Origin of the sequence: Bacillus licheniformis DSM 13 = ATCC 14580 (genome assembly GCF_000011645.1) — a bacterium.
Lineage (GTDB): Bacteria > Bacillota > Bacilli > Bacillales > Bacillaceae > Bacillus > Bacillus licheniformis.
On sequence record NC_006270.3, the window covers coordinates 3,670,820 to 3,693,197 of the forward strand.

The 22,378-nt window shown below is 48.1% G+C and carries 22 protein-coding genes; 9 read left to right on the plus strand and 13 right to left on the minus strand.

Going from position 1 to position 22,378, the window contains the following annotated elements; translation table 11 throughout:
* Nucleotides 1–2: 2 nt before the first annotated feature.
* From TRNA_RS40400 to rbsB, 3 genes are read left to right on the plus strand one after another with little or no spacing between them, the layout of a single operon-like run.
* Nucleotides 3–1,484, plus strand: a complete 1,482-nt coding sequence (locus tag TRNA_RS40400) for a sugar ABC transporter ATP-binding protein (RefSeq protein WP_009329702.1) — start codon at nt 3–5, stop codon at nt 1,482–1,484.
* Between the two features lies 1 nt (nt 1,485).
* Nucleotides 1,486–2,448 (plus strand): ribose ABC transporter permease RbsC, encoded by a 963-nt coding sequence (gene rbsC / locus TRNA_RS40405; protein WP_003185842.1) that lies wholly within the window; start codon nt 1,486–1,488, stop codon nt 2,446–2,448.
* 14 nt (nt 2,449–2,462) lie between these two features.
* Nucleotides 2,463–3,377, plus strand: coding sequence for a ribose ABC transporter substrate-binding protein RbsB (gene rbsB, locus TRNA_RS40410; protein ID WP_003185844.1), 915 nt, complete (start codon nt 2,463–2,465; stop codon nt 3,375–3,377).
* Nucleotides 3,378–3,385: 8 nt separating this feature from the next.
* On the opposite strand, the gene TRNA_RS40415 is transcribed toward rbsB, so the two are convergent.
* From TRNA_RS40415 to alsS, 3 genes are all read right to left on the minus strand, one after another.
* The gene (locus TRNA_RS40415) at nt 3,386–3,574 is read right to left on the minus strand and encodes a hypothetical protein (RefSeq protein ID WP_016885697.1); all 189 of its coding nucleotides are present in this window, start codon (nt 3,572–3,574) and stop codon (nt 3,386–3,388) included.
* Between the two features lie 82 nt (nt 3,575–3,656).
* Entirely contained in the window at nt 3,657–4,418 is a 762-nt protein-coding gene (budA, locus tag TRNA_RS40420; protein WP_003185849.1) for an acetolactate decarboxylase, read from the minus strand.
* 52 nt (nt 4,419–4,470) lie between these two features.
* Nucleotides 4,471–6,189 carry an acetolactate synthase AlsS gene (gene alsS / locus TRNA_RS40425; RefSeq protein ID WP_003185851.1) on the minus strand — a complete coding sequence of 573 codons (1,719 nt, stop codon included), beginning with the start codon at nt 6,187–6,189 and terminating at the stop codon, nt 4,471–4,473.
* Nucleotides 6,190–6,349: 160 nt separating this feature from the next.
* Between alsS and alsR the strand changes: the two genes are divergently transcribed.
* Nucleotides 6,350–7,228 carry an acetoin biosynthesis transcriptional regulator AlsR gene (gene alsR / locus TRNA_RS40430; protein ID WP_003185852.1) on the plus strand — a complete coding sequence of 293 codons (879 nt, stop codon included), beginning with the start codon at nt 6,350–6,352 and terminating at the stop codon, nt 7,226–7,228.
* Between the two features lie 86 nt (nt 7,229–7,314).
* Here alsR and ggt read toward each other — a convergent pair whose 3' ends face one another.
* Complete coding sequence (ggt, locus tag TRNA_RS40435) at nt 7,315–8,898, minus strand: gamma-glutamyltransferase (protein ID WP_009329704.1); 1,584 nt, start codon at nt 8,896–8,898, stop codon at nt 7,315–7,317.
* Nucleotides 8,899–9,152: 254 nt separating this feature from the next.
* On the opposite strand from ggt, the gene TRNA_RS40440 reads away from it, so the two are divergent.
* Genes TRNA_RS40440 through TRNA_RS40450 form a run of 3 tightly spaced genes read left to right on the plus strand, consistent with a single transcriptional unit; the run spans nt 9,153 to nt 10,735 of the window.
* Nucleotides 9,153–9,611 carry an Lrp/AsnC family transcriptional regulator gene (locus TRNA_RS40440; RefSeq protein WP_202604308.1) on the plus strand — a complete coding sequence of 153 codons (459 nt, stop codon included), beginning with the start codon at nt 9,153–9,155 and terminating at the stop codon, nt 9,609–9,611.
* Between the two features lie 21 nt (nt 9,612–9,632).
* Nucleotides 9,633–10,202 carry a chromate transporter gene (locus TRNA_RS40445; RefSeq protein ID WP_011198372.1) on the plus strand — a complete coding sequence of 190 codons (570 nt, stop codon included), beginning with the start codon at nt 9,633–9,635 and terminating at the stop codon, nt 10,200–10,202.
* Nucleotides 10,199–10,735 carry a chromate transporter gene (locus TRNA_RS40450; protein ID WP_003185860.1) on the plus strand — a complete coding sequence of 179 codons (537 nt, stop codon included), beginning with the start codon at nt 10,199–10,201 and terminating at the stop codon, nt 10,733–10,735. The genes TRNA_RS40445 and TRNA_RS40450 overlap by 4 nt, the downstream gene beginning before the upstream one ends.
* A gap of 97 nt (nt 10,736–10,832) precedes the next feature.
* Here TRNA_RS40450 and TRNA_RS40455 read toward each other — a convergent pair whose 3' ends face one another.
* The 3 genes from TRNA_RS40455 to TRNA_RS43660 all read right to left on the minus strand — a co-directional run bounded on the left by TRNA_RS40455 (nt 10,833) and on the right by TRNA_RS43660 (nt 12,703).
* On the minus strand, nt 10,833–11,585 hold the full coding sequence (locus TRNA_RS40455; protein WP_009329705.1) for a tyrosine-protein phosphatase: 753 nt from the start codon (nt 11,583–11,585) through the stop codon (nt 10,833–10,835).
* Nucleotides 11,586–11,611: 26 nt separating this feature from the next.
* Nucleotides 11,612–12,334 (minus strand): YveK family protein, encoded by a 723-nt coding sequence (locus tag TRNA_RS40460; RefSeq protein WP_003185864.1) that lies wholly within the window; start codon nt 12,332–12,334, stop codon nt 11,612–11,614.
* 225 nt (nt 12,335–12,559) lie between these two features.
* Nucleotides 12,560–12,703, minus strand: a complete 144-nt coding sequence (locus tag TRNA_RS43660; protein ID WP_003185866.1) for a hypothetical protein — start codon at nt 12,701–12,703, stop codon at nt 12,560–12,562.
* A 215-nt stretch (nt 12,704–12,918) separates the two neighbouring features.
* On the opposite strand from TRNA_RS43660, the gene TRNA_RS40465 reads away from it, so the two are divergent.
* Both TRNA_RS40465 and TRNA_RS40470 read left to right on the plus strand, forming a co-directional pair.
* Nucleotides 12,919–14,517 (plus strand): SWIM zinc finger family protein, encoded by a 1,599-nt coding sequence (locus TRNA_RS40465; protein WP_009329707.1) that lies wholly within the window; start codon nt 12,919–12,921, stop codon nt 14,515–14,517.
* The gene (locus TRNA_RS40470) at nt 14,504–17,269 is read left to right on the plus strand and encodes a DEAD/DEAH box helicase (RefSeq protein ID WP_003185871.1); all 2,766 of its coding nucleotides are present in this window, start codon (nt 14,504–14,506) and stop codon (nt 17,267–17,269) included. The genes TRNA_RS40465 and TRNA_RS40470 overlap by 14 nt, the downstream gene beginning before the upstream one ends.
* A 396-nt stretch (nt 17,270–17,665) precedes the next feature.
* Here TRNA_RS40470 and TRNA_RS40475 read toward each other — a convergent pair whose 3' ends face one another.
* The 6 genes from TRNA_RS40475 to TRNA_RS40500 all read right to left on the minus strand — a co-directional run bounded on the left by TRNA_RS40475 (nt 17,666) and on the right by TRNA_RS40500 (nt 22,362).
* Nucleotides 17,666–18,544 carry a Cof-type HAD-IIB family hydrolase gene (locus TRNA_RS40475; RefSeq protein WP_011198374.1) on the minus strand — a complete coding sequence of 293 codons (879 nt, stop codon included), beginning with the start codon at nt 18,542–18,544 and terminating at the stop codon, nt 17,666–17,668.
* Nucleotides 18,545–18,559: 15 nt separating this feature from the next.
* Entirely contained in the window at nt 18,560–19,330 is a 771-nt protein-coding gene (locus TRNA_RS40480; protein ID WP_003185877.1) for a DeoR/GlpR family DNA-binding transcription regulator, read from the minus strand.
* A gap of 142 nt (nt 19,331–19,472) precedes the next feature.
* Nucleotides 19,473–20,138, minus strand: coding sequence for a transaldolase family protein (locus TRNA_RS40485; RefSeq protein WP_011198375.1), 666 nt, complete (start codon nt 20,136–20,138; stop codon nt 19,473–19,475).
* A 20-nt stretch (nt 20,139–20,158) separates the two neighbouring features.
* Nucleotides 20,159–20,944, minus strand: coding sequence for a sorbitol-6-phosphate dehydrogenase (gene srlD, locus TRNA_RS40490; RefSeq protein ID WP_003185881.1), 786 nt, complete (start codon nt 20,942–20,944; stop codon nt 20,159–20,161).
* A 14-nt stretch (nt 20,945–20,958) separates the two neighbouring features.
* Nucleotides 20,959–21,330, minus strand: a complete 372-nt coding sequence (locus TRNA_RS40495; protein WP_011198376.1) for a PTS glucitol/sorbitol transporter subunit IIA — start codon at nt 21,328–21,330, stop codon at nt 20,959–20,961.
* 24 nt (nt 21,331–21,354) lie between these two features.
* Nucleotides 21,355–22,362 (minus strand): PTS glucitol/sorbitol transporter subunit IIB, encoded by a 1,008-nt coding sequence (locus tag TRNA_RS40500; RefSeq protein WP_003185884.1) that lies wholly within the window; start codon nt 22,360–22,362, stop codon nt 21,355–21,357.
* Between the last annotated feature and the right edge of the window lie 16 nt (nt 22,363–22,378).

Sequence of the window (22,378 nt, forward strand, 5' to 3'; positions counted from 1 at the left end):
CCATGCATATTAAAATGAAGGACATTTTTAAAGCCTTTGGCCAAAACCAGGTGCTGTCCGGCGTTTCCTTCGAGCTTCAAGAAGGTGAAGTCCACGCTTTAATGGGAGAAAACGGCGCCGGAAAGTCGACACTCATGAATCTGTTGACTGGACTTCACAAGCTGGACAGCGGAACGATCGAGATCGACGGAAAAGAAACGTATTTTTCAGATCCAAAGGAAGCCGAACAGAACGGAATCGCCTTTATCCATCAGGAGCTGAACATTTGGCCTGAAATGACCGTTTTGGAAAATCTGTTTATCGGCAGAGAGCTTTCTTCCAAACTTGGATTTTTAAACAACAAGAAAATGAAAGCGCTAGCAAAAGAGCAGCTTGAAAGGCTCGGTGTCTCAATTTCTCTTGAAAAAGAAGCCGGAGACTGTTCCGTCGGCCAGCAGCAAATGATCGAAATCGCAAAAGCCCTTATGACAGACGCGAAAGTGATCATCATGGATGAACCGACGGCAGCGTTGACAGAAAGAGAAATTGAAAAACTGTTCGGCGTCATTAGAGCATTAAAGAAAAACGGCGTCTCCATCGTCTATATATCCCACCGCATGGAAGAAATCTTCACGATTTGCGACAGGATCACGGTGATGCGCGATGGAAAAACGGTGGACACGAAACGGATTCCCGACACCGACTTTCATGAAGTGGTGAAAAAGATGGTCGGACGGGAGCTGACCGAACGCTATCCTGAAAGACAGCCAAATCCGGGACGCGTCGTCCTCGAAGTCAAGCAGGCATCCAAAAAAGGAGTCTTCCAAAATATCAGCTTTTCCGTCCGCTCCGGCGAAATCGTCGGGATTTCAGGACTGATGGGTGCCGGGCGCACCGAGCTGATGAGAGCGGTTTTCGGGCTCGATCCGCTTGACTCGGGAGACATTTTCATCGAAGGCAAAAAAGCGGCGCTCAAAAAACCGAGCGATGCCGTTCAAAAGGGAATCGGCTTTATTACCGAGAACCGCAAGGATGAAGGACTTGTGCTCGACACGTCCATCAGAGAAAATATCGCCCTTCCGAATCTCGCCAGCTTTTCGCCGAAAGGATGGATTGACAAAAAAAGCGAGCAGGAATTTGTCGATCTTCTGATCAAGCGGCTGACGATCAAAACGGAATCGCCGGAAACCCACGCGCGAAACCTTTCAGGAGGAAACCAGCAAAAAGTGGTCATTGCCAAATGGATCGGCATCGGCCCTAAAGTGCTGATTTTGGATGAGCCGACCAGAGGCGTCGATGTCGGCGCGAAAAGGGAGATTTATCAGCTGATGAACGAGCTGACAGACCGCGGCGTCGCGATCGTCATGGTCTCTTCAGAGCTCCCCGAGATTCTCGGGATGAGCGACCGCGTCCTTGTAATCCATGAAGGAACGCTAAGCGGAGAGCTATCAAGAAATGATGCCACGCAAGAACGAATTATGACACTCGCTACAGGAGGACGGTAACATGAAAACTCAACCGGCTGTGAAAAAAAGCCTTAATGTTGATTCTGTAATGCAAAAGCTCGGTCCGTTTCTCGGCCTGATCATTCTCGTCGTCATCGTATCATTGTTAAATCCGAGCTTTTTAGAACCGTTAAATATTTTAAACTTGTTAAGACAAGTCGCCATTAATGCGCTGATCGCGTTTGGCATGACCTTTGTCATTTTAACCGGCGGCATCGATCTTTCCGTCGGAGCGATTTTGGCGCTGTCAAGCGCATTGATCGCCGGAATGATCGCCGGCGGCATCGATCCTGTTTTCGCCGTCATCATCGGCTGCCTGATCGGAGCCCTGCTCGGCTTGGTCAACGGGCTGTTAATCACGAAAGGTAAAATGGCCCCGTTCATCGCAACACTTGCCACAATGACGATTTTCCGCGGATTGACGATGGTTTATACAGACGGCAATCCGATTACAGGGCTCGGCAACCACTACGGCTTCCAGCTTTTCGGACGCGGTTACTTTTTAGGCATCCCCGTCCCTGCGATTACAATGGCAGCCGCCTTTATCATCCTCTGGGTGATCCTTCACAAAACGCCTTTCGGCCGCCGCACATATGCAATCGGCGGAAATGAAAAAGCGGCCTTGATCTCGGGCATTAAAGTTCCGCGCGTCAAAATGATGATTTATTCTCTTGCAGGCCTATTATCCGCGTTGGCTGGAGCCATCTTGACGTCACGGCTAAACTCAGCCCAGCCGACGGCAGGCACTTCCTATGAACTCGACGCCATAGCCGCAGTCGTATTAGGCGGCACAAGCCTTGCCGGAGGAAGAGGACGAATTGCCGGCACACTCATCGGCGTCCTGATCATCGGAACGTTGAATAACGGCTTGAACCTGCTTGGCGTCTCTTCCTTTTTCCAAATGGTCGTCAAAGGTGTCGTCATTTTGATCGCAGTCCTGCTGGACCGCAAGAAATCCGCTTAAGGAGGGCTATACTGATGAAAAAAACATTAACGGTTTTCACCGCATTGGCGCTTCTGTTTCTGTCCGCCTGCTCGCTGGAGCCGCCGGAATGGGCAAAGCCGAATAAAGAAAAAGGAACGGATATTAAAATCGGTTTATCTGTCTCAACTTTGAAAAATCCGTTTTTCGTTTCATTAAAGAACGGAGTTGTCAAAGAAGCCAAAAAACAAGGGATAGAAGTGATTGTCGTCGATGCACAGGACGATTCGGCAAAGCAGACGAATGATGTCGAAGATCTTCTGCAGCAAGGCGTTGACGCTTTATTGATCAACCCGGCGGACTCCTCCGCCATCTCAACTGCAGTCCAATCGGCCAATTCGCTTGGCATTCCGGTCGTCACCCTTGACCGCTCCGCCGAAAACGGAAAAGTAGAAACGCTCGTCGCTTCAGATAACGTAAAAGGCGGACAAATGGCAGCGGACTTTATTGTGGAGCAGCTCGGCAAAGGCGCAAAAGTGGCTGAGCTTGAAGGCGTCCCCGGCGCATCGGCAACAAGGGAACGGGGCTCAGGGTTTCATAAGACCGCTGATGACAAGCTGAATGTGATCGCCAAGCAAACAGCCGACTTTGACCGGACAAAAGGGTTGAACGTCATGGAGAACCTCCTTCAAGGAAACCCTGATATTCAAGCGGTTTTCGCACATAATGACGAAATGGCGCTCGGCGCGATTGAAGCGATCAGAAGCTCAGGGAAAGAGATTCTTGTCGTCGGCTTCGACGGCAATGAAGATGCGGTTAAAGCGGTTCAGGCCGGAGACATGTCGGCAACGATCGCCCAGCAGCCTGAATTGATCGGCAAGCTCGCCGTACAAGCGGCCCGCGATATTTTGAACGGCAAAAAAGTTGAAAAAACGATACCCGCACCGCTCAAACTGGAAACGAAAAAGTAACTGTGAAATCAGACCTCTTGATACATGGAGGTCTGATTTTTTTTGGCCACCTCCATAAAAGCCCTTGCCGCCCGGCTCAAATGGCATTTTTCAGGATAAGCAAACACAAGCGTCCGGGACTGATCGGCCTGCAAAGGAACATAGACGATCCTGACTGACCCTTTCCGCAAAACGGCGCGCCGAATTCCGGTCCTCATCATGCGCACCATTGCTGTGCAACATGTTTAAGGAAGGTTAGCGAAAGCAAAAAAGCCCCCTTTTCAAAGAGGGCTTTTTCATTTACTCGGGATTGCCTTCGGCCGCTTCAATTCCGGCTGCAAGATCGTGTTTATTGAAATCCGCTTGAAAGAAATCTTGCGTATTCGGCAATCTGAGGTTCATATTGAGTTTTTGAGAAATTTGCACCGTGCATTCTTCGATTTCATAATCGAAAACGTGTCCGCCGACATTGCGGTCTTCATCTATAAAGTGAAGATGGAAGCCGGAAACTGCGATTCCGTTGGCATATTGCGGTGTCCAAAAGCCGACGATCGTCCCCGTAATATCATTAAAATCAAAGATCGGCTGTGATTTTACCGCATCAACCATCGGCACATACGGTTTTTCCTGAAGTTCAACTGTTCTCGTTTTGACTTTCTTAAAGGTTCCGTCCATGCGAATCGCGTAAAACAGGTTTTCACTCGGCATGATCCGTTTCATTTCTTCTTCGAACGCCTCAAGCGGCATCCGCTGCTTGATTTCGTGATAGATATCCGGCCGGAAGAAAGCCAGCGAGCAAAATGGAGAACAATCGCTTCCTTGAACTGGGTAGGCTTTTCCATCGGAACGGAGACGGTAAAACTCACCGTCAAAACCGATCAGCTCGCCGTCGAGCCGGTTGAACGTTCCGATCCCGAAGTCTCCGTGCTCCTTCGCTTCGGACATATAAAAATCCCCGTCGTAAATTCCGTCCAATAAAGATACCATCGTTGAGACCTGATAGACTTGATCGAGGTTCTTATCAACGGGCTGAATTATTTTTTGTTTGCTTGCACTTTTCATTTTCCTCTTTTCACTCCCTTGATTTTGTTCGTTGTGACTGGACATGCTGTGATCAAGATTGCTTAGAGGCTTCTTTATTAAAATGTTCCTCAAATTTTTTTGGAAAACGCTGATCGGCCAAATGAATGTTGTCGCTGTAATCGACCGGAATATCAATGACAACAGGCCCCTCTGCATCAAGACCAGCTTTAAGCACCTCTGCCAATTCGTCAGGTGAATTGACCCTTAAACCTTTTGCACCAAAGCTTTCAGCATATTTTACAATATCGATTCCGCCGAAGTCGACTCCGGACGTCCGCTTGTATTTCATCTCCTGCTGGAACGCAACCATATCGTATGTGCTGTCATTCCAGACAATGTGAACGATCGGCGCTTTTAATCTGACCGCTGTCTCAAGCTCCATCGCGGAGAACAGGAAGCCCCCGTCCCCGGAAACAGACACGACTTTCTGTCCCGGATTGACCAGCGTTGCTGCAATCGCCCACGGCAAAGCCACCCCAAGCGTCTGCATGCCGTTGGAAATCAGCAGTCCATGCGGACGGTAGGTGCGGAAATATCTAGACATCCAAATCGCATGGGAGCCGATGTCGCAAGTCACCGTTATGTCATCGCTCAGCAGTTCACGCAAATCGCGAACGATTTGCAGCGGATGAACAAGATCAGTTTTTGTTTCTTTAGGAGGTTCGCTTTGCTCCTCCAGTGCTTTCTTCAAGTAATCAAGGACAGGTGCAAAGGACTCGTCGATGGAAACCGGCAGAGAATCATGTTCAATATGGTTTAACGTCTCTGCGATATCGCCGATCAACTCGATTTCGGGCTGATAGTCATGATCGATATCGGCTTGTATTTCGTCAAGATGAATCACGCTTCGTTCGCCTTTTCCATTCCAAAAGACCGGATCGTATTCAATCGGATCATAGCCGACCGTCAAAACGACATCCGCTTTTTCCAATAGCATGTCTCCGGGCTGATTGCGGAATAGTCCGATCCGGCCGAAGTACTGGTCTTCCAAATCGTGAGACAGCGTACCCGCTGCTTGGTATGTTTCAACAAACGGCAGTTTCACTTTCCTTAGCAGACGCCGAACCGCTTCAATCGCTTCAGGTCTTCCGCCTTTCATCCCGACAAGCACGACAGGAAGGTTCGCATTGTGAATTTTGGCGATGGCCGCGCTGATTTGTTCGTCCGAAGCCGCGCCCAGCTTCGGCGCCGGCATGGTTTTCACCGGCTTGGCAGTTGCCGGACCGGCCGTAACGTCCTGCGGAAAGCTGAGAAACGCTGCGCCAGCCTGTCCAGAAGCCGCCGCTCTGAATGCATTGGTTACAGCCTCAGGTATGTTGTTCGCATCTTCCACTTCTGCGCTATATTTCGTAATCGGCTGAAACAACGCCGCATTATCCATCGATTGATGAGTTTTTTTGAGACGATCCGCTCTTTTTACAGCACCCGCCAGGGCAACAACCGGATCTCCTTCTGTATTGGCTGTTACAAGACCGGTCGCTAAATTAGACGCTCCCGGACCTGAAGTCACCAGGCAAACACCGGGCTTTCCAGTCAATCGTCCGACTGCCGCCGCCATAAATGCTGCATTCTGCTCGTGACGGCAAACGATCAATTCAGGCCCCTTGTCTTTCAATACGTCAAACACCGCATCGATTTTCGCTCCCGGAATACCGAAAACATGAGTGACACCTTGCTGAATGAGACTATCCACCACAAGCTCTGCTCCTCTTACAGTAAGAGTTTCATTTTTAGCGGCTACATTATTCAAAGCCCTCACTCCTCCATTTTCATTCATTTACAATGAATTTTTAATAAAATTATTGTATTATTAAATATACATCTTGTGGAAATTGTTTTCCAATACTTCTTTGTCTTACAATTAATATGTAAAACGACTGAAATCGCATTCAGAAAGGAATGAGTGATTAATGGAGCTGCGCCATCTTCGTTATTTTATGGTTGTTGCCGAAGAACTGCATTTCGGAAAAGCAGCTCTTCGGCTGAACATGACTCAGCCTCCGCTCAGCCAGCAGATTAAACAGCTAGAAAGTGAAATAGGCGTCACCTTGCTGAAGAGGTCAAAAAGAGCCGTCAGGCTAACGGCGGCAGGCGGGGTCTTTTTAAAACAAATCAAGGAAGGACTTTCCCAGATTGATCAGGCCGTCGACATGGCTCAGCGGACGGCCCGCGGGGAGCTGGGAAGACTCGTGATCGGCTTTGTCGGCTCCGCAACATACGAGATCATGCCTCCCATCATCAGGGAATACCGAAACCGGTTCCCGTCCGTGCAGATCGATCTTCGGGAGCTTTCAACCCCCAATCAGATCGATGCACTGCTAAACGGGCATATTGACATCGGGGTGCTGCATCCCCCGTTGGGAAACGACGAACTGAAGTCATACACGGTAAAAAAAAGCCATTGTGTCCTTGCACTTCCAAAACACCACCCGTTGACAGAAAAAGCCCGGGTACATTTGAAGGATCTTGAAGAAGAATCGCTGATCGTCATTGCCAAAGAAGCGTGGCCCTCTTTATACACGGAATTCAATTTCTTGTGTGAAAAAGCCGGATTTATCCCCAACATCGCCCAGGAAGCTACAGAATACCAAATGGTGATCGGCCTCGTATCGGCCGGAATGGGAATCGCCGTCGTGCCTACGGCGGCTAAACGATTATTTAACCTTGATGTTGTATACAAAGAAATCGAAGACTTTCCCCTTCGCGCCGAATGGATTACCGCACATCGAAAGGACAACCGCAATCCGGCACTTAAGCATTTCATCGAAATCTCAGATCAACACTCATAGCCGTATAGAAAAAACCCCGTGGACAAATCCTCCTTGTTCACGGGGTTTTTTCCTCATATAGACGTTTGCAAGTTTTGAAAACGCAGTTAAATGCCGATTGCTGCCCCATCGCTTCTCGGATCGCTCCCCCCTCTCAGGAAGCCTTGATCGTCAATCTCAATGATTCCGGCATGACCCATCACCCCGTCAAATTCACCGACAACGGTTACATGATGCCCATGCTTTCGCAGTTTTGCAATCACTTCAGGCGCCACTCTGCTTTCTATTCTTACACCTTCCACCCGCTCTCCCCATGTTCTGCCCCATACCCATCTCGGTTCATGAACAGCTGTTTGCGGATCCATCCCGTAATCTACCATTCTCGTAATAAGAGCCGTCTGCGTCTGCGGCTGTCCTTCTCCCCCTTGCCCTTGCGTTCCGTAAAGGAATTTCGGCTTGCCGCCTCTAAACGCCATGGCGGGCATCAGCGTATGAAAAGTTCTTTTTCCCGGCTCCAGCGTATTGACATGGTCGGGATCAAGCGAGAAAAACGCCCCTCTGTTCTGCAAAATGACGCCGGTATCTCCAGCTGTCACACCTGAGCCGAATTCGAAATACAAACTTTGAATAAACGAAACAGCATTCCCGTCTTCATCTACTGCTGCTGCATAAGATGTATCGCTGCCGAGCGGCCGGCTCTCCGCCTGAAGCGCCGGCAGTCCGATTTTTGCGGCCAGCTCCCGGGCATACTCTTTGTCCAGTAGGCGTCCAAGCGGAATCTGTGAGAATTCCGGGTCAGTCAATACTTTGTTGCAGTCGGAAAAACTTAATTTCAATGCTTCGATAAGCAGATGATAATACTCGAAAGAACCGTGCTCGATCATGCCAAAGTCGTAGTTTTCCAAAATGTTCAATGTCATAAGACCGGTAAATCCTTGTGAATTCGGAGGCATTTGATAGATGGCATATCCTCTGTATGTGGAGGAAAGCGGAGACACCCATTCCCCTCGATGCAGCCCGAAATCTTCAAGGTTCAAGATGCCCCCGTTGTTTTGGAGATAGGCTGCTAAAGCTTGGGCAATTTCCCCTTTATAAAAGGTGTCTCTTCCTTTCTCAGCGATCAACGTCAAAGTGCGCGCGAGCTCTTTCTGCACAAAACGCTCACCTGGAGAGGGCGGTTTTCCTCCCGGAAGATAAATATCTGCAGTGATCGGCATACAGGAAAGCCATTCAGCGTTTTTCACCGTGTTTTGACATTGATCAGGCGAGACCGGGAACCCCTTTTCTGCATACATAATCGCCGGCTTCAGCACCTCTCGAAGCGATAGACGGCCGTACGCAGCCAGTATTTCGGCCCAGCTGTCCACCATCCCCGGCACGGTAATCGCACTCCTTGGGCCCCTGACCGGAATGGCGCGCTCTCCTTTATACTGATCCCGGTCCGCTTTCCGCCCCGACCGCCCGCTGCCATTGTACCCTTTGATCTCCCCGCTTCCATTGTGATACATCAGCCAAAAGGCATCCCCTCCGAGTCCTGTCATATGCGGATAGACAACAGCTAGGCACGCGCTTACTGCAACAGCGGCGTCAAACGCGTTCCCCCCCTTCTCCATGATGATGCTGCCTGCAAGCGAAGCGAGATAATGAGGACTGACAACCATTTGTTTCGAACCGATCTTCAGCTTCTCCATAGCTCATTCCTTCCTTTCAAGCATTCATTTGTCCTTTGAAGTATAGTGGCCCGTTAAAAGAGGCGCTACTTTCAGGGAAGAAAAACTAACGCCCTTTTTTCAATAAGTATTAAAAAAACGTTAAAATGATTCATATCGAAACCCTTATTATGATACAATTTACAAAATGTTCATTTATAGTGTGATTGACAAGCAATTTCGAATGATAATGACCAAACAGAAAGGAAGGGATATTTGTGAGCCTCGACTACCATATGCCAAATTTAATTCTCGATGAAACGGATAAAAAAATCCTTTCGATCTTGCATGAGGAAGGAAGAATCTCTTATACGGATTTAGGAAAGCGTGTGGGACTCTCAAGAGTTGCCGTACAGACGCGGATCAACAACTTGATTGAAGAAGGCATCATTGAAAAATTCACAGCCGTCATCAATCCAGTCAAGGTCGGGATTCACGTATCGGTGTTTTTCAACGTTGAAGTCGAACCCCAATATTTAGAGGCTGTTGCCGTTGCTTTGGAAAAGGAGCCCGCCGTGACAAGCCTCTATCATATGACAGGGCCGAGCAAGCTGCATATGCACGGCATTTTCGCAAATGATCAGGAGATGGAGGAATTTTTGACGAAGCGCCTGTACCCCCTGAAAGGCGTGGTGAGCGTCGACTGCCAGATGCTGATTAAACGTTATAAGAGCCGAATGGGAATGAAGCTTTAACTGAATAGGAGGAAACGCAAAATGAAGCACCCTTACCGGGAACTGATCATCGCAATGACAAGAACGGGAATATTGGGCTTTGGCGGCGGCCCATCTGTTATCCCGCTGATCCGTCATGAAGCCGTTTCTAAGTTCAAATGGATCGATGATGATGAATTCGGGGAAATTTTGGCGATTGCCAATGCGCTGCCCGGGCCGATCGCTACGAAAATGTCGGCATATTTAGGTCATAAAGTAAAAGGCGTTCCTGGTGCTGTCGTTGCTACAGCAGCCCATATCATGCCGACATGCGCCGCGATGGCCGCCTTGTTCGCAGCCGTTAATGTGCTCAGCCACTCAAAAATCGTAAGCGGCATGATCGGCGCTGTCACCCCTGTCATCGCCGTCATGCTCGGCATCATGGCTTACGAATTTGGGCAAAAAGCATTGAAAGGCTTCGGCTTGCTGACCGGCGTGCTTTTCTTTATTCTTGCGTTTTTGGGTCTTCAAGTGTTTTCCATCCACCCCGGCATCATTGTCATCCTGTTTTTAACGTTTAAATTAAAAAGAAAAGCGGCCCGAGAAAAGGATAAAGGAGTGTCCGCTTCATGATCATCTTTTATCTGTTTTGGGCCTTCTTTATTGCAAACTTATTGGGCTACGGAGGCGGGCCAGCTTCAATTCCGCTTAATTTTGAAGAAGTTGTTCAGCATTTTCACTGGCTGTCAAAAGAGGAATTTTCAAACATGCTTGCGCTTGCAAATGCGCTGCCAGGCCCGATCGCCACAAAAATTGCAGCTTATGTCGGCTACAGCGTGCTCGGATGGCCCGGTGTTTTCATTGCTCTTGCCGCAACTGTGCTTCCCTCGGCCATCGCGCTCGTTTTGCTGCTCAAGCTGATCGGCCGCTACCGCCAGTCGCAGGTCGTCAAAGGAATGACCTTGTCGGTTCAGCCGGTTATAGCCGTGATGATGCTTCTTTTAACATGGGAAATCAGCGGCGACGCGATCCATTCGATCGGCATGGTTCAATCACTTGTCATCGCGCTGATCTCTTTAGTCGCCTTGACGAAGTTCCGCGTCCATCCGGCTTTCCTGATCGTGGCGGCCTTCGCTTACGGCGGGCTTGTCATTCCGCTGCTGTAGAGAGGGACGTCCGGCCGCTTTTTATCAAATGACATTAAAAATCAGCGCCGCATAACCGGTGCTGACATTTTGGCTGGGGGGCCTTTGTGAACAACTTTCACAGCAGGCCCAACAGCTTTTTCTTTTTGACGGGACGCGGTGTTTCTTTATGAATCTCCCGGTTTTCCAGGAGCAGGCCCGCGTTTTCTGTAAACACGTTCAAGAAATCGCGGCCGTAATCGTTTTCTACTGTATCAAAAAAGAAAGATCGGGTCGTGAGGTTGTGGGCGTCTGATGCGATAAAGTGGATGAGGTTCGCTTCAAGAAAGCGGCGGGCGAGCCGTTTGACGCTTCTGCCGAAACGGCCTGCAAGACTTGAACATGTCAGCTGGGCGCAGGCGCCGTTTTTGACGAGGCGGTACAGCAGATCGGGATTCTCCATCAATTCAAGGTTCCGCTCGGGGTGTGCGATGATCGGAATGTAACCATTTAATTGGAGATCGAACAGCACCTTTTCGGCATAACGCGGGACATGGTGGTAAGGAAGTTCAATCAGCAAATACTTTGTGCCGGCGAGGCTGAGCAGTCTGCCGCGCTCAAGATCGCGCTTCAATTCGCCGTACAGGCGGATTTCCTGCCCGGGGGTAATGAGAACCGGGATGTTTTCCTTTTGCATTCTCGTCTTTAAACCCGAAACAGCTGCAAGGATGGCTTCTTTTGGATGTTCGTATACACCGTTTCGGTGGTGCGGTGTGGCGATAATCGTATGAATCCCCTGGAGGGCGGCTTGTTTAGCCATTTCTAAACTGTCATTCATACATGCTGCTCCATCATCAACGCCCGCAAGAATGTGGCAATGAATATCGATCATATGCGACCTCCCCGTGTTTTCCCGTTTCAGAATGTATGGTCTTTGCCGACAAAGCTTTCCAGCTTCCTGGCCTGTCCTTTTTTCGGTTTTACATACAGAATATTTCCCAACACGTGAACATTCAGATCTTTTTCGATGTCTTCTTCATTTCGAACGGTATTTTTCAAAAGCTCGAGCAAAAATGCTAGCCCAGCGCCAAACAGAAGGCCGAACCCTGTAAAAAGAGCGATGTTGAACTTCTTGTTCGGGCTGACGGGAACAGGTGAATGATCGGGATTGGCTTTCGCAACAAGGCTGATTTCGGCATTTTCACCCATAATATCGCCAATGTCTCTTTGAAATACGGCGGCGACTGTATTCGCGATATCCGCCGCCTTGGAATAATCCTTGTCAGTCGCGGAGATACTGACAATCTGCGATTCATTTTCGCTGATAACCGTGATTTTTTGCTTCAGGTCTTCAGCCGTTTCCGAAAGGTTAAGTTCGTCTTTAACCTTATTTAAAATGATCGGGCTTTTCATAATGACGTTGTATGTGTTGATAAGTTCAAGGTTGGTCTGGATGTCGGTGAAGTTCGACGTTTGACGGCCGTTGATGAGGATTTGGGCGGATGCCTGATAGACGGGTTTGAGCCAATAAAAGTTGACGGCAGCGCTGGACAAAGCAGCCGCAATGGTGATCAGTGCGATCAGAACGAATCTTTTTTTCAAAACGATGAACACATCTTTAAAGCCGATATGATCTCTCATAAAAGCCCCCTTCTACGATTCGCGTATTTATTTAAATTTTCAGCAAATTAAACACCTACCTTTGATTATACATGGTTATTTCGTTTCCGAAAGAAATGAATCCTGACAAATAACGGGAGATACCGGGGAAACCGCGTCTTTATATGGTATTAAATATCGACTTTTGCAGGATCTGCGCACTTCTTGCTGAACGAAAAAGTGTGCAAACCGCAGTTTGCACACCTTTTACGTCGTATATCCATTTTTGATATGAAGAATGAGATCTTCAAGAAGTTCTTTCGTCGTTATGTCTTTCGATTTTTCACCAACGTCATACGCATGCATAAGAATTCTCAAAAATTCTTCCTGATTCAATTCCTTGTCATCCATATCCTTTTCCTTTCAGCTTCCATAAATTAAAACATTTCTGATTATATTTCAAATTATATGATGTAAAGAATCGATTTGCCATAGTCTATTACATTATTCGACAGCCATCCGTTTTTATGTCCTTTTCCTGAGAAAATCTTTTTTGGACGGATTGATTAAGCTATAATAGAGAGATTGGAAACTTTTTAAAAGTCATTCGGTTAGGAGCGATAGACATGCTTCAAGACATGATCTCAAAAACGGTTGTGATGGATGCAGCTGAACAGTTTAAGCATGTACTGCCGTGCACAGAAGAAAACATTCAGCTCATGAAAAAAGCCCTTATTTTATACAGACAGGATTCCGTCTATCGGGTCAAGCCGATGAGCGGGCATACGGTCAGCGCTTACGTCCAGGACGTTGTCCCGGTAAAGGTCTTCATCGACCTCGCCGACGTTAAAAAAAGCAGCTGTTCCTGCCCTGCTCAAAACATGTGCCGTCATGTGCTTGCCGTTTACTTATATCTATATGCACAATATGATCGATTGGGAACATTTACGGAGTTTTGGAAGGAAGCGCAAAAACGCCGCGAAAACCGGGAGATTCTCGGACAGCTTCAGCGCGGAATGAAGCCCCGCAGCCACACGCTCGATCAATGGACCTCCTTTTTCAATACGGAGTTCAGACGCTGGGAGGAGCATACGCCTAAAAACCAGCAAACGATGCAATACCTTTACTACGGGTATTTTTCAGCTTTAAAAAAGCGGACGCCTGCGGAGCCGGAGCTGAAAAAAATGTATCAAATCCACGCGGCTCTTGCGACATGGCTTGCTATGCATTCACTCGTCGAGAAAGGGCGCATCGATCCTGAAAAAGATTTTTACTCGCTGAATCCTTATATCGAACAGCTGATGGATACGATCTACAGCTCGATCGATGAACTGAAAACATATGCGCTATCGTTCTCCCTTGACCCGTTTTTAGAAAAAACCCCCGGCGTGATTCGGGAACTGCTGCTCAAGAAAGATATTTTCCAGTATGAAAGGCTGCGGATTTTCGGGGAGATCTGGAGTGCGCTTCTATCCCGGCCAAACTGGCTGAAGCGGGAGCTCGATGTGCTGAACAATCTGGAGCCTTCGCCTGAAATACAATTCGGCAGGCTGCATCTTGAATTTCTGCTGAAAAACGATGATGTGATTCTTGATCAAGCCGGATCGTTTTCACCGGAGATTCTTCCGTATACGTTTCAATGGCTCAGTGTCATGACCGCCAAAAAGGACTGGAAGCGCCTGAAAAAATGGTATGAACACCTTGAGCAGCTGGCGGCCGGCTTCTGCAGACTGGATAAACCGTACCGGGAAATACGCGATGTACTAAGCGAATTCTTCCTGTTTCTAAGCGATTACAGCAAAAACGCAAAAGAAGAGCATGTATTTGAACGGTATTGCAAAGAGTGCCTTCCTTATACATTTACTGAATACAGCCATTTTTTATATAACAAAAACCGCTTTACGGAGTGGATGGAGATCCACAGCCTTGTCGGTTTTTCAATCTCTGAGATAGGGCAGAACGCCTTGAAAGACATTGCGGCAGCGGCTCCTGAAGCATTGATCCCTTCCTATCACAGAGAAATTTCCGGGCTGGTTGAACAAAAAAACCGCTCAAGCTACAAAGAAGCCGTCAAACAATTAAAAAAGCTGCGCACCCTTTATAAAAAAGCGAAAAAACAGGATGTCTGGAACCGGTTTATGGAGCAGTTTTCAGCCCGCTATAAACGGCTGAGAGCCTTCCAGGAGGAGCTTAAGAAAGGAAAGTTGATCGATGGCGAGTCTTAAGGAAATCGTAATACATGTCGAACAGTCAGAAGACTATACATTTATTTTATCTTGTCATGACGGGGATCATCAGTTTCTTACGCGAAATGAAATGGAAAGGCATTTGTTTCAGTGGCACGAATCGTCTTTTTACGGAACATTTCTCGAGGAAGCCGGTTTAGATACCCCTGCGGTTCTGCTGTCCCCGTGGATGGCGGTCGAATTTCTCGGCAAAAACTCATTTAATTCATTCAGCGACATCATCCTTACTGAGGAAACTGAACCTTTGATGAAAACGGCTTCCACCATTTATGAGTTTATCGCAGATGAAGACTTTCTTCCCGACTATGAAGCATGGAAGCAGGAAATGCTGCGCTGGAAAGATAAAGAAGGGATTTTGGAAGGCTATACAGCCGAATGGTTTTCACACGCTGTCGAAGACTACATCAACTACAATGACGAATTAAAAGCAAAATGGGAATCGATTGTCGCACATTCCCCCGCAGTCACCACATTTCAGGGACATTTTCTTGATGAAGACGATTTTCTTGAAACGATTGGCTGGCATGAAAACCCTGTGCCGTTTACCGTCGGACTCCGCTTAAATGAACCTGACTTTGACGGAGACGATTGGAAAATCGAACTGTTTTTGCGCGACAAAAAAAGCGGAGCCATTCAGTTCTTTGAAGGCTTGAACAGGCTGAAAAAATCGTGGCAGGCATACGCTGATAAAATCGACCGAGAACAAGACAGGTTCCGCCAAATCGTGCCCTGGCTGACGATCGAATCGGGGACGTCGCTTTTAACGGAAGAGGAAGCATGGATCTTCCTGTCCGAAGCTAGCGAAACACTTGTCAGCATGGGGATTGAAATTCTGCTGCCGTCATGGTGGCAAATCGTGAGAGACAGCAATATGCTGCTGAAAGCAAAAGTGTCATCGGCTCCCCGCGGCGAGTCTTTTGTCGGAATGAATGCATTGATGGACTTCAACTGGCGTTTTGCCACCAATGGAATTGAACTCACAGAGGAAGAATTCGAGCAGCTTGTCGCCAATAAAAGACGGCTTGTCAATATACGCGGGCAGTGGATCAAAATCGACCCGAATTTTATCAAACAAATGAAAAAGCTGATGGAGCGGGCAGAAACAGAGGGGCTTCATATGTCTGACATCCTGGCGCGCGAGCTGACAGAGCGGAGCGAAACCCGCGAGGATGATGATCTGTTCGATGCTTCCGCATTCAGCGATGTACGGTTTGAACTGTCCTATCAGCTGAAAAACATGATCAGAAAGCTGAGCCAGCGCGATGATCTCCCGTCATACCCGGTCAGCAAATATTTTCACGGGACGCTCAGAGCTTATCAGGAAGACGGTTTGAACTGGCTGATCTTTCTCAGAAACTGCGGCTTCGGCGCCTGCCTGGCAGATGATATGGGGCTCGGAAAGACCATTCAGATGATCGCCTATTTCGCCTATTTAAAAGAACAGGGACAACAAACGCCGTCTCTTATCATTGCGCCGACTTCCGTCCTCGGGAACTGGCAGCGCGAACTCGAGACCTTCGCGCCCGGCCTGACGGCAGCGCTCCACTACGGGCCAAAACGCCCTAAAGGTGAAGCGTTTCAGACATCTTACAAAGATGCGGATATCGTCTTGACGTCATACGGCCTCGCCCAATCCGACTTTGACGATCTCAGCAGCGTCGCCTGGAACTGCATCTGCCTTGACGAGGCCCAAAACATTAAAAATGCGCACACGAAACAATCCCGTTCAATCAGAAAGCTGAAAGGACTGCATCATATCGCGCTCAGCGGGACTCCGATGGAAAACCGCCTGACGGAGCTGTGGTCAATCTACGATTTCATGAACAAAGGCTATCTCGGAAGCCTTGGCAGCTTCCATAAGCGTTTTGTCCTGCCAATCGAAAAAGACCGCGACGAAAAACGGATCGAACAGCTTCAGCAGCTGATCAAACCGTTTTTATTAAGACGGACAAAGCAGGACAAAGAAGTCGCGCTCAATCTGCCTGAGAAACAGGAGGAAAAAGAGTTCGTTCCGCTCTCCGCAGAACAGGCTTCACTATATGAACAGCTTGTCAAAGATACGTTTGAACATATGTCAAGCCTCGCCGGAATGCAGCGCAAAGCTCTAATCTTAAGCATGCTCGGCAAGCTCAAACAAATCTGCGGCCACCCTGCCCTTTACTTAAAAGAGACCGGGAGCGAGCTCCTTAACGGAAGGTCAGTCAAGCTCGAAAAACTGCTGGAGCTGACGAAGACGATTCGCGAAAGCGATGAAAGCTGCTTGATTTTCACCCAATATCTCGGGATGGGAGATATGATGAAGCGCCTGCTCGAGAAGTCATTCGGCGAACCGGTCAAGTTTCTGAACGGCAGCTTATCCAAGCTTGAACGGGACAAAATGGTGGAGCAGTTTCAAAACAAGGAATTTCCGATTTTGATCTTATCATTAAAAGCCGGGGGCACAGGCCTCAATTTGACGGCCGCCAATCACGTCATCCATTATGACAGATGGTGGAATCCCGCGGTTGAAAATCAAGCGACAGACCGCGCCTACAGAATTGGACAGAAACGGTTCGTCCACGTTCATAAACTGATCACCACCGGCACAATTGAAGAAAAAATCGACCAAATGCTCGAATCGAAGCAATCGCTGAACGATCAAATCATCCAAAGCGAAAATTGGATCACCGAGCTTTCTGAGCATGAACTTGAGGAGTTATTTACCCTGAACGCTTCGGCTATTACAGGTTAAATAAAACAGCTGTCTGCGATAGACAGCTGTTTTTTGTGTTTATGCCCCTTAATGACAGTCCCAATTAAAAAATCCCGCGCTGATTGTTCGAATTGCCCGCGGAATCGGGCCATTTTTTCGGGTAGTTGGAACGGCTGTTTCATTCTTATCACTCTCCTTTTAAGCGGGTGATCCTATTATTTCAAATTCAATCAATAGTTAAATAGGAATAGTAACAAAAACAACCATCGCCAACAAAGAATCAAAAGTCATAATCATCGAGGTCAAACCATATTAAAAAAGGCCGCCGACAATGTCGGCGGCCCGCGGACCAATAACATCCGCTGCTTAACCGCACTCCTTCAATCGTTACGCTGCCGTGTACCGGCATCACGCCGATTTGAAAGGATGTACGAATTAAACCGGTTTGACTTGCTGTTCAATCAGCTGATGCAGGATGTGAGCAACGCCATTTTCATCATTAGTGAGCGTCACCTCATCAGCCATCTCTTTAATGTCTCCGCGCGCATTGCCCATGGCAAAGCTTTTCCCCGCGATCTTCAGCATCGAAAAATCATTGAGGCTGTCTCCAACGGCAGCTGTTTCCTGAAGGGAAATGCCGAGCTTGTGTGAAAGCTTCTCCAATGCCAGCCCTTTTGACGCCTGAAGATGCTCAATTTCAAAGTTGTGCTCGGCTGAAGTGACAAGCGTAATATCTTGTGCATCTTCAAATTGCCTCCAGCCCGTTTCCAGCTTTTCCTTATGAAAAGAAAAAGCTAATATGTTATATACATTAACATCCTTTCCGGCTAAAAACAGATCGGTATAGGAGCTGATGTACGCGTATCCGTTTTGGCTGAGCTGCTGTTCAGCCGCGAGTTCCAGCCTTGATAGGTCTGCCTCAGGATTTGCGCTTTTCAAGCGGTCCAGCTCAATGTCAAGCAGCTCGCGGCCGTTTTGCGGCGTGAAGATTGCTTCATCGCTGAACACCTCATAATAGTAGTTATTTTCTTCAAGCCATCGAAGAATTCCTTCTGCCCGTTTCCGATCAAGCGGCACCGAATGGTAAAGGCTGCCTTCAGGATCATGAATCACCGCTCCGTTGGCACTGATAATCCATGTTTTAATACCTGTCGGCTCAAATATCGTTTGAACATCAAAGGATGCTCTCCCCGTGGCAACTACTACTTCAATCCCGTGTTCCCGCGCTTTTTTAATCGCATCGATATTTTTCTTTGAGATCTTGCTTTCACTGTTTAACAGCGTCCCGTCTAAATCGACCGCAATCATTTTCATCTGCTGTATTCCCCCTTAAGTATCGTGATGTTCAGCCACAAGCAGCTCCACATCGTGTTCATCAAGCAGCTTCTGAAACGGTTTCGACGGCAGCCGGTCTGTAATGAGAAGGTCAATGTCACTGAGTTCAGCGTATCGGTAAAAATCCGTTCTCCCGATTTTCGAATGGTCGGCAAGCGCTATGACTTGCTTCGCTTGGGAAATCATTTTCCGCTTCACCATTCCGTCCTCCTCATGGGCGATTGTAAGCCCATGTTCAGAAACCCCCACCACGCCGATCAGCGCTTTATCAACATGATAGCATGACAGCTTTTCAATGACAGAGGCGCCGTACAAAAACCGGTGCTCTTTTTGAAGCTTTCCTCCAAGCAGGCGGATGTCAGCCCCTTTTCTTGAGGAAAGAACGTCCGCAAGGTTAATCGAATTGGTGATGATCGTGCAATTGACATCCGGCAAATGCTCTGCGCATGATTGGACTGTCGTGGAAGCGTCCAAAATAATGCGGTCGCCTTCTCTGATTAAAGAAGCGGCTGCTTTTCCGATCATGCTTTTTTCTTCGGAAACCATGCCCAGCCTGCCCGAATAGTCTTTGACCTCATCATGAACGGTGGGCAGAATCGCCCCGCCCCTTGTCCTGATAATGGCGCCTTGCTCTTGCAGTTTAACCAGATCCCGCCTTGCCGTATCTCTTGAAACTCCGAATAAAGAACAAATTTGTTCAACGGAAATCCGTTTATGCTCTTTTAAATAGTCGATGATGGAAATTAGCCTTTCCTCTTGGTACACTGGATCATTCCTTCTTTGCGCAAGTAAAGTTCATCATTTATAAGTGATTATAAGCAATTACGCCGAATAAATCAAGAGTATATAAGTAATGATAAGCAAAAATAAAGCCTGAGGCCGGTTTCCCGTCCCCCAGGCTCGTACTTTAAAATGAAAATGTTCCATATTGAGAGTGCCAAATCTCACGAAACGCATGGATATCACGATCTACAGCCGGATGATCAGCCAAACGGCTTATAAGCTCAGGGCTGATTGTCGCCTCATGGCTCCCCGCTTCCATGACGGCAAGAATTTGACGGTTATGTTTAAAGCTTGCCGCAAGCACTTTGCAATTTAAACAGTTTGTGTTGAATAAGCCGACAATCGTTTTGACAACGCCAGCGCCATTACCATACTCTTGATCAATGCGATTGACATACGGCGCGACATAGGAGGCGCCGGCTTTTGCCGCCAGTACAGCCTGTGCAGCGGTATAAACCGTTGTCCCGGTGGTCTGGATATTTTCAGCCGCAAGCTTTCTGATCGCGTAAAGCCCTTGAGTCGTCACCGGAATTTTCACAGACACGTTTCCATCTAGCCAGTTATAGAGTGCCTTCGCCTGATCGACCATATCCCGCCAATGGTCGGCGATCACTTGGGCATGGAGAGGCAGATGCTCGGGAAGAAGCCGCCGAATATCTTGAATCTGCTGTTTAAAAGGCTTGTTCTCCCTTGCGATCAGTGCCGGGTTTGTCGTGACGCCGCCAGCGGGAAATGAATCAAGCAATCTTTCAATCTCCGGTATATGCGCTGAATCAATCAGCATGTTCATCATCGCGTCCCCCTCTTGTTTTAATGCATGACCTGCCCCCCGGTTACATTGATCGATTGACCCGTCATATAAGATGCTTGGTCAGAGGCGTAAAATAAGATGGCATTGGCGATGTCATCATACGTACAGCCCCGTCCTAGAGGCACTTTTTCGGTGTACACGCGCTCTACTTCGCTCTCTGGAATGCCGAGCTTTTTCGCGTATTGCGGGATCAAGCTTTGGAACATCGGCGATTTTAACAAGTTTCCCGGCATAATGCTGTTCACCCGAATGTTGTGTTCGGCAAGATCAAGCGCGAGGCTTTGCGTGAGACCGACCCCTCCAAATTTAGAAGCTGAATAAGCTGTATTATGCTTGCTGCCGACTTTTCCCGATTTGGAATTGATTTGAATGATTGACCCGCTTCCCTGCTCAATCATGACCTTTGACGTTTCCCTCGCGCAAAGAAAATACCCGGTCAAATTGACCTCGATGGTCCGTTCCCAGTCTTCAAGTTCAAAATCCGTGATTTTATTGCTTTTGGCGATTCCCGCACTGTACACCATCACATCGATTTTATTGAATTCGTCCGTGACCCTGCCGATCATTTTTTTCACATCGGCTTCCTTTGTAAAATCCGCTTGAATCCACAGCGATTTGACCCCGTATTGACCGGCTGCATGATCTGCCGTCCTTTCGGCGTTCTCGCCGTTGATGTCTGCGACCGCGATGTCATATCCCGCCTCTGCCATCCGGTAGGACAGCGCTTCTCCGAGACTTTGGCCGCCGCCGCATATCAATGCCACTTTTCCTTTATTCATCTCCATATTGCACCCGCTCCTTATGAGAATCTTTTAACTTGAATACAGTCTCCTGCTGAAACCTCCGGCAGTTGTTCTTTTCGTTCAAGGTACAGTGTTCCCGGCAGTTCGGCTGAAACTGATCCGTCAAATTTTAGCGTAATATGCCCGAGATTCGCCAAGTTTTGACGAACGGCTCCGCCAACGGCTGTAATTTTGTAGGTCTCGCCGCCCAGTATGAGCTCATCGCCTTCATTGAAGTCGCCTTCTACAGGCTTTATATCAATTGATAAACAATAATCTTTCAATTCATCCGGAGCACCTTCACCAAATAATATGAGCATCTTTTCATCTGAAAACGCCGCTGCTTGAGCTCCGATTCTGTTTATTTTTGTTTCATAAAGCATGACCATTATTCTCCCTCCTTAAGAAAACCCTCAGCTGTCATACATGCCAAAGCTGGCCAGCCAAGCAATAAAAACGGTTGGCGCCCCCGTGAGAAAACGCGAATACAGCACCGACGGCACCCCGACTTCAACCGTTTCGACTTCCGCTTCCGCAAGACCCAGACCGACTGGAACAAAGTCGGCAGCGGCTTGTGAATTGATTGCAAATAACGCAGGCAGCGCCAAATTCGGCGGAATGTTTCCTTTGCCAATCTCAACGCCGATCAGAGAACCGACAACTTGTGCAATCACCGCCCCCGGTCCAAGGAACGGGGAAAGCAGTGGAAATGAACAAACAAGCGAGATTAGTAGCAACCCGGGCAGTGAGCCTGCAAATGGTGATAAATATTTGGCAAAAATGTCTCCGATGCCTGACTCTTTAATGATGCCGATCAATAGAGCCACAAAAGCCATGAACGGAAGAATTGTTTTGATAACGGTTTCAATCGCTTCCCGTCCAGCTTGATAAAATGTGCTGACGATCGATCCCATGGCCATCCCGATTTTCGCCATCATCCCTTTCGGCGACTGCTGTTCACTAATCTTTTTCTCTGTGCTATAATGGTTTTGTTTATTTTGTATTTGTTTTTCTTCTGGAATATTAGACTGTTCAGGCTCCTCCACAGCTCCCAGCAGTTTAATATTCTCTTTTTTTACTCCGGAAACATATATATCTTCTGTAATATGGGCGGCAAGCGGCCCGCTTTTCCCGGTCGCCATCACATTGATCGTCGGAATTCGCTTTTGCGGGTAAAGTCCGCAGCGCAGCGTCCCTCCGCAGTCGATGATCACAGCGGCCATTTCGCTTTCGGGTACTGTCGTTTTAAAGCCGTCGACCAGGGTGCACCCCGTCAGCTCAGCTAAATGATCCGCAAAATCGGGTTTGTTTCCGCCGGTGACGTACACGATTTTATTTCTCTCTTCATCAGGCGTGATCACCAGAGGTCCGCCAAACCCTCCAGGCCCTTTTGAAACTTCAACCGAACGATAGGAACTCATCTCCTAAACCGCCTTT